This is a genomic window from Rhizobium sp. 01N447_2, from assembly GCF_056399245.1.
Map to the genome: position 1 here is coordinate 1 of NZ_JBFTQY010000153.1, position 6,850 is coordinate 6,850.

Here is a 6,850-nt window from a genome sequence, read left to right on the forward strand (position 1 = left end):
CGAGCCGCATTCGGCCGCAAGGCGACGCTGCCAGGTCTTGGCGGATTGGCGAACATGCGAGGCCAGCGCATCGATCCTTGAAAGCGCGTGTTTGCGTTCGGCGTTGTCTCCGAACAGGCCGGTCTTGCCGGCGAGCGCACCGAACGTCTTCGGCGAAGCGCTGAGTTGGTTGGCGAGCGCGACCGGATCCCAGTTCTCGTTCAGGATGCGGCCGCGCAAGGCTTCCATTGCCGCTGGCGCGTCGTTGAACAGCTGCGGTGCAAGCTGCTTTGCCGCCTCCCAATCTCGGTCGAATGCCACGATTGCCTTTGACCGCCCAACCGCTTCGACGCTCATCGCATAGGTCTTCACGGCCGCAATGAGCACCGGGCGTTCATCGCCACGTTCATCGTCGCTGCGATCCTGGTGCGGAGAGCCGCCATCGGCGATGGTGCGGGCTGTGAGCGGCTGCGGTTTCTGCATTGGCTTCGGAACTGCGGTGTCCGGGATGGGCTGTACCCCTTTGCTGATTCCCTGAGATGCGACATCACTCTCGCCCTGCCCCTGGCGATCCTCCATGCCGCGCCGATTGGCAAAGTCATGGGTATAGTCGAGCGTCGTCTCCTTCACGCCTGAGCGGCTCAGTGTCTCTGTCAGGGCGCGCTCCGTCTTGAACGCATCGAGCCCGGCATAGAGCTGCACCTCTTCACGATGACGGGTCATCGCCACATAGGTCAGATGCCGGTCCATCGTCGTCGAAGCCAGAACAAAACTCCGGTCGACCGTGGACCCTTGCGTCTTGTGGATCGTCGTGGCGTAGCCGTGATCAAAGGCTTGGTAACGATTGACCGGTACGGTCACCTGGCGCTGCCCATCTTGCGTCTGCGCCTTGCCGTCAAGCCGAACCTGTATTGCGTCCGGCGCGACGGCGATCACCTCGCCCAGCATGCCGTTCTTGACGGCGAGATCGCGATCGTTCTCCAGGAAGACGATGCGGTCGCCGCGCGCAAAGGATCGCTTCCCATTGTTGGTCTGGTAGGTGAGTTCCTCACCTTTATCACCAGACGGGTTGTTGCCCTTTGCCAACTCACCGCTGTCCTGCAACTGAGCGCGAATGCCGGCATTGATCGCAGCCACATCTATCCGTCGATGGGCCATCGCAATGCGCGTGTCGTCGGGATGTGCCGATCGGTCAGCGACGTAATCGGCAATGATCGCCTTCAGCGTTTCAGCGCGGTTCGCTTTCAGTTGAATGTTGCCATGAGCCTCGTAGGAAGCGAGCCCGGCTGCAGTCCGATGCGAGGCAAAGTCGATCGAGGCCTGCTTCTGCCAATCCGCTTTCTGCCGGCGGACCTCAGACAGTTGCGCATGACCGACGGCCTCCGCGATTGCCCGGAACGGTGCGCCCGCTCCGATCGCCTGAAGCTGTTCATGATCGCCGACCAGCACGAGCTTGGCGCCGGCCCGTCTGACCTCGTCGACGAAGCGGGCGAGCTGACGACTGCCGACCATGCCACCCTCGTCGATGACGAAGACATCGCGAGCATTCAGCCGACTGCGATCGGCTTGCCAGCTGTATTCCCACGATGCCAATGTGCGGCTCGTTATCCCGGACGATTGCTCCAGGCCTTCCGCGGCCTTGCCGGCCAATGCCGCGCCATGAACGCGATAGCCCTGCGCTTCCCAGGCCTGGCGGGCAGCTGCCAGCATCGTGCTCTTGCCGGCGCCGGCAAAGCCGATCACCACGGCGATCTGACCTGGCCCTGTGACATGCTCGATCGCCTGGCGCTGTTCAGCCGATAGCCCCTGCCCCGCTTGCGCACTCACCGCCTGGATCGATCTGTCCTGATCGGCGATGGCCGCATCGACATGCTGCTTGAAGACACCGTGGTTTTGACGCGTCTTCATCGCACCAGCGGATGTTGCCATCGCGCCCTCGATCGCCACCATCTCGACCGTCGAATAGCGTGCCTCGCCATCGCGACCCCGAAGGCCCGTGCTTTCGGGCCTCAACTCGACGAGAGCTTTCGACGCCATGACCGCGGCAAAAGCATTCTGGAAGGTCTGCGGATCGTCGTTGATATAGCGATGCAGGGCCCTGGCGATGTCATAGCGGTTGAAGACGCTCTTTTCGTTCGTCAAGAGCCGCAATATCTCTTCGGGCCGGCGGCGAATGGTGTCGGCATTGCGATCGGCCGATTGTCGGTCGATGCGGATGCGCGAGACCACCCCGCCCTGGCGATCGATCTGAGTGGCATGGACACCGACATGTTCGGTCGGCGCAATGGTCAGGCCCGCTTCCAGGTGCGAGCGATGATCGATGCGGATATCGTGACCCGCCATCGCCAGATGCCGATTGGCAAGATGCTCCCACGCCTGGCGTAGGTCCTTCAGCTGCAGTTGCGATGGCGGCAGGTGGTTGGCGAGAAGCCATCTGTTTTCCCGCTCGAGCAAAGTCTTGTCGCCAAGGCCGGTTTCCGTCACCTCACGCGTCGTCATCATCAGATGCGCATGGCTGTTGCGGATATCGCTTGCCCCACCTGGCCGATGGATGGCGAAGTCGACGGCAGCGCCATAGCGGTTGGCGAGATCTTCGGCAAAGGCACGCGTCAGCGCCAGTCGTTGATCCGGCGTCAACTCGTGCGGCAGCGCAATTTCGAATTCCCGGGCAATCCGGGCATCGCTGCGCTTCTCGACACGCTCGGCAGCATTCCACAAGGCCGATCGCTTCATCGCCCAATAAGCGGAAGACCCAGCCGGCAAGACGATCTCGGCATGCTCGACCCCTGTCCTGTTGCTAAAATCATGGGTCAGCCCATCGCGCTCGTTGGTGAGGCGCTCAGCGGCGCGATAGGCGGCCGAGGCGACAGCACTGCGCCCGCCGCTGCGGGCGATCGGCTTCATGCTGAAGTGATAAATCGCCATCGCTTGCCTTCGCRCMTCTGCCGGCCTTCGCTACTGGAGTTGCGCCARCAACTCGTAAGTGCGCCCTTGTGCCTTCGTCGCTTCGCGCCTTCGGGCACTGGTGGGAGCACGCGGCAATCTCCCGATGACCTCGTAAGCCGTTCACCCGGTAACCTCAATCGAGGCACGCCGGCAGCTGCGATCATCCGTTCATTGCCGCGGCCAATGGCTCAATGGGAACAAGGGAGAAGATCATCGTGGCACGCAAAACCATCGGCGAACGGCTCGCCCAGCTGGAGGCGCAGCGCAAGACATTGCAGATCCGGCTCAGCAAGCAGGAACGCGCCATCGACACGCGCCGCAAGGTGCTGATTGGCGCCTTGGTGCTGCATCGGTTGGAGAATGATCGCGATGTGCAGTTTGCAGGCGGGATTGCCGAGTGGCTGAGACGGGAACTGCCAAAATTCCTGATCCGCGACGCCGACAAGCAATTGTTCATCGACTTGCTGGCAACACAGCCGCCAGGCGGATTTATCGTTCACCACGAGGTCGACCGAGGATCTGGTTTGGTCTCGTCAAAGGCGCCCTGATCAACATGATGCGCAGGGCGCCTGCGATCCGGCCTGGGCAATCGTCGCCCTCGTCACGTTTCCGGTTCGGTACGCAAAGTCATTCGTCATGGGTGCGGCAACGGTGTCGGCACCATTCACCCGAACCTTCTGACCGCCGATCGCTCGATCATCTGCATTTGACCCGAAAGGCGAGAGTGCGAAGATCGCAGTGAGATGAGCCAGGCGGTTCACATCACCCCGATGAATCGATCGGGCCTGACCGATTCACAAATGTCGTTGGACGGGAGCAACTGCTCCTTGCGATTCTGCAGACATGACAGTTCAGCCCTATCGTCTCTACATCGAACGCATCGATCCATCGAAGAACATGGCTCGCTTTTATGCGCTGTCGATCGAGCCGAACCTCTTCGGCTCGACATCGCTGGTGCGCAGCTGGGGACGCATCGGCAGTCGCGGGCAGCAGAAGATCCATGTCTTCGACAGCGAGACAAAAGCCGTCGATCTCCTGCTCACCCTTTTGCGCAGGAAGCGGTCGCGAGGCTACCTTCCGCTGCAGTGATCGGCATCCGCGTCTCTCATGCCTGAGCGAAGGAAGAGACGGTTGAGTGAAGGAGAGACGGCTCACGCCGCCTCCTCCTCATCGAGCTCCGGCTGCAAGGAATGCAGGTAATCGACGGCCCGCTGCGCATGTGCCGCCGCCGAGAAGATGGCGCGCTTGTCGTGGTGGAGAACCTTCAGCCAGCTATCGAGATAGCTTGCATGATCGGGGCGCGGTTCGAGCTCGGGGACGATGCCGAGATCGGCGCAGAGAAACGCGCTGCCGAGTTCGGCAATCAGCTCCTCGCGGGCGCGGTCGCTCCGGTCTTTTGCGTAGCGGCTGAGATCGCGATCCAGCCGTCGCGCTGCCCCGGTCCAATGCGTCATCTCGTGGCTGAGGATCGCGACGAAAGACGCATCGTCCCGGAAGGCATCCAGGCATGGCATCTGGATGTAATCACGCTGAGCGGCATAATAGGCAGCCGATCCTCCGTGCCGGATCAGCGCGCCGGTATTGGCAAAGAAGCGGCCGGCATTGCCGATGCGGCTCATCGGATCCTCACCAGATGCGACGTCGTCAAAGCGGCCGTTAAGACCGGCGATCTGATCGGTGTTGAACACCGTGTAGGCTTTGAGGAATGGAATATCCTGTTCGATCTCGGTGCCTGTCTCGGTCGTCTCGGTGCGGCTGAACGAACTGGCAAAGACTATGGTCGTGCCGGTTTCGCCCTTGCGGACGGCACCGCCAAGTTCGATTGCCTGGCGAAACGTCATCCAGCGTGATGAGGCAAAGCCGCGGGCGATGGCTTCGGACCAGAGGAGCAGGACGTTGATGCCGGAATAGGGTTGGCCGTTGTGGCGCAGTGGCCGGCCGACCTCACTTGCCGCATGTCCCGTCGTCCAGGGTCTGGTCCATGGCCGCACGCCCTGTTTAAGATCGGCGATGATCGTGTTGGTGATGCGGCTATAGATATCGGATCGTTGATTGGATTGCTGCCTGCTCATGTTGGAACCTCCGTTTCGAGGTCGCGGCCATCGCGACCTGCTACGGCGGTCCGAAAGCCGGGCGGCAAGCGGCGCCTGCACCCGCAGGGCCGCAACGAAGTGGAGGACGGCAAAGCCGTTGCCGGCGGCGCGAGCCTGGCAGGACCCAAAGCCGGAGCAGGACGCGGTGGCCGCAATCTACAGGGGGAGGTTCTGATGGAGGCAGACGTGGCAGATCCGCGAGGCGGCATCCCGTCGCTCGCATCGCCGATGAACCGCAGCGAAGATCGCCTAGCTGCCCGGCCGCGCCAGACGACGCCGCTTATCGACCAGATTATCGATGGCGCAAGCCCCGCTGGTTCAATCGGCCGAGCTAGTATCGACGACATGGCGAGATGCGCGGAGTCGATGTCCGATCAGACGGTGGCGGGGCGTTCCTCGTTCTCGCGGATCAGATCAGGACGTTGCGGATTCCCAATCGCGAAGATGCCTGAACCAGAGCTGTATTTTTGATGCGCGCACCGGATGGCCACAGCCGGCTCGAACTCTCCCGCTTCCTCAAGCCGACCGTCATCGCAAGTCACCAAATCGCGAAGAGCATCCGTCGCCCGAAGCCTTGAAAGGAACGTAGTGGTCCACTATATCACGGTCATCGGCGTTGCTGGTGAGCGCTCCAAGGGAGTGTTCGCGACTGCCGAAATTGCTCGGCTACTTTTGACCACGGATGTACTGGCACTGGTGTGAAGAGCGATGTTTGAAAGGTCGGTGCGATTTCGCCCCGGCCTTTTTTATTGCCATGACTTCGGATGAAGCGTTCGGCGCCACGCAGTCTTCATCCCCCGACGCTTGTCCCGACTCGTTCCTGTTGAAGAGGCAGGATCGCCTGCCATCTAACTCAATGATGCCGAAGGAAGAAAAGAACGATGTCGAGCTGCTGAAGACGTGGGCGCTGCCAACAGCGGCTACGCTGGGATCGACAGTCCGCGCTAAAGGCATACTCCTCGAAATTCGCACGCGGCTTCCATCGGCGACGAAGAAGTCGCTCGACATCGATGCAGGTGAACTTGCTTTGGCGATGCCGGCCGGTTCGAAAGCCGAATTCCATGCCGCGTCGGCCGTTGTCGCCGAGGCGCTGGAGAACATCCAAACCCTCCCGGTGATCCCGCGCGAAATCCAGGACATACTTTCGATCACGACGACCGAGCGTCATCGCTGGCTCAAGGACGGCCGCCTGCCAAGTGCAGGGACGCGCACAGTGAAACTGCGCGGTCGCGCGCGAAAGATTACCTTCCACGTCTTCGACCCGCGCATGGTCGAACACCTGCTCGATCGGGGCGTTGTCGAAGACTGGCGTGAAGAGGATGCTGCAGCGGCTGCGGAGAATCGGCGACGGGCCGCCTACAAGGCGAAGCTAACGCGGTCGCTGAAGAGTGGCGGCAGCAAGATTGCATCATCGTCAGGCCCCAACGATGCCTCCGTCGACCTCTCCGGGTGGGAAGAGTTTCGCCGCGATGGGCTGCTCCGGTAAGAGCGTCCCACGTTGGGGATCGGCCATTGATCAAGGGGACGCTCCTCAGCTTGGGCAGAACATCTGGCATCCGCACGCCGACGCTGCCATAAATGAGCTTCATCGAGGGAGGTATCATGATGCAGAAGAATGCGCCGGACTTCAGCCTTGAGGGCAAGGTGACTTTGGTGACGGGAGCGAGCCGTGGCATCGGTCGAGCTTGCGCACTTGCCTGTGCCAGAGCAGGCTCCGATATTGTTTTGGGGGTCCGCAATGTTGCGGCGTCGGCGGGTCTGGTTGCCGAACTCGAGGGCACGGGACGAAAAGTCCTCACTGTTGAACTGGACATTCCCAACAAGGCCCATAT

The 6,850-nt window shown here is 61.5% G+C and carries 7 protein-coding genes and 2 pseudogenes; 7 read left to right on the forward strand and 2 right to left on the reverse strand.

The window, feature by feature from the left end; translation table 11 throughout:
* On the reverse strand, positions 1 to 2,904 hold a 2,904-nt coding region (gene traA, locus AC1ECN_RS38335; protein ID WP_477956023.1), incomplete at its 3' end, for a Ti-type conjugative transfer relaxase TraA.
* A 236-nt stretch (positions 2,905 to 3,140) separates the two neighbouring features.
* On the opposite strand from traA, the gene AC1ECN_RS38340 reads away from it, so the two are divergent.
* The 3 genes and pseudogenes from AC1ECN_RS38340 (at position 3,141) to AC1ECN_RS38350 (ending at position 4,014) form a co-directional block, all read left to right on the forward strand.
* Entirely contained in the window at positions 3,141 to 3,473 is a 333-nt protein-coding gene (locus AC1ECN_RS38340) for a mobilization protein (RefSeq protein ID WP_130674070.1), read from the forward strand.
* A 96-nt stretch (positions 3,474 to 3,569) separates the two neighbouring features.
* Positions 3,570 to 3,663, forward strand: a pseudogene (locus AC1ECN_RS38345) (type IV secretory system conjugative DNA transfer family protein); the annotation flags it as partial.
* A 105-nt stretch (positions 3,664 to 3,768) separates the two neighbouring features.
* The gene (locus AC1ECN_RS38350; RefSeq protein ID WP_165586490.1) at positions 3,769 to 4,014 is read left to right on the forward strand and encodes a WGR domain-containing protein; all 246 of its coding nucleotides are present in this window, start codon (positions 3,769 to 3,771) and stop codon (positions 4,012 to 4,014) included.
* A gap of 62 nt (positions 4,015 to 4,076) precedes the next feature.
* On the opposite strand, the gene AC1ECN_RS38355 is transcribed toward AC1ECN_RS38350, so the two are convergent.
* Positions 4,077 to 4,997: an ArdC family protein gene (locus tag AC1ECN_RS38355; protein WP_130674072.1), complete on the reverse strand. Its 921-nt coding sequence runs from the start codon at positions 4,995 to 4,997 to the stop codon at positions 4,077 to 4,079.
* A gap of 195 nt (positions 4,998 to 5,192) precedes the next feature.
* Here AC1ECN_RS38355 and AC1ECN_RS38360 point away from each other — a divergent pair, with 195 nt between their 5' ends.
* The 4 genes and pseudogenes from AC1ECN_RS38360 to AC1ECN_RS38375 form a co-directional block, all read left to right on the forward strand.
* Positions 5,193 to 5,489 carry a hypothetical protein gene (locus tag AC1ECN_RS38360; protein ID WP_130674073.1) on the forward strand — a complete coding sequence of 99 codons (297 nt, stop codon included), beginning with the start codon at positions 5,193 to 5,195 and terminating at the stop codon, positions 5,487 to 5,489.
* A pseudogene (locus AC1ECN_RS38365) lies at positions 5,480 to 5,569 on the forward strand (VOC family protein); the annotation flags it as partial. The gene AC1ECN_RS38360 and the pseudogene AC1ECN_RS38365, both read left to right, overlap by 10 nt.
* A gap of 308 nt (positions 5,570 to 5,877) precedes the next feature.
* Positions 5,878 to 6,504, forward strand: a complete 627-nt coding sequence (locus AC1ECN_RS38370; protein ID WP_024319944.1) for a hypothetical protein — start codon at positions 5,878 to 5,880, stop codon at positions 6,502 to 6,504.
* 119 nt (positions 6,505 to 6,623) lie between these two features.
* Positions 6,624 to 6,850 (forward strand): SDR family NAD(P)-dependent oxidoreductase (locus tag AC1ECN_RS38375; protein ID WP_477956026.1); only part of this gene is annotated, 227 nt, incomplete at its 3' end.

Excerpts from the sequence above, each read along its gene's own strand:
- AC1ECN_RS38355 (WP_130674072.1), bottom strand. The coding sequence starts at position 4,997 with ATGAGCAGGCAGCAATCCAATCAACGATCCGATATCTATAGCCGCATC.
- AC1ECN_RS38370 (WP_024319944.1), top strand. The coding sequence starts at position 5,878 with ATGCCGAAGGAAGAAAAGAACGATGTCGAGCTGCTGAAGACGTGGGCG.
- AC1ECN_RS38350 (WP_165586490.1), top strand. The coding sequence starts at position 3,769 with ATGACAGTTCAGCCCTATCGTCTCTACATCGAACGCATCGATCCATCG.
- AC1ECN_RS38360 (WP_130674073.1), top strand. The coding sequence starts at position 5,193 with ATGGAGGCAGACGTGGCAGATCCGCGAGGCGGCATCCCGTCGCTCGCA.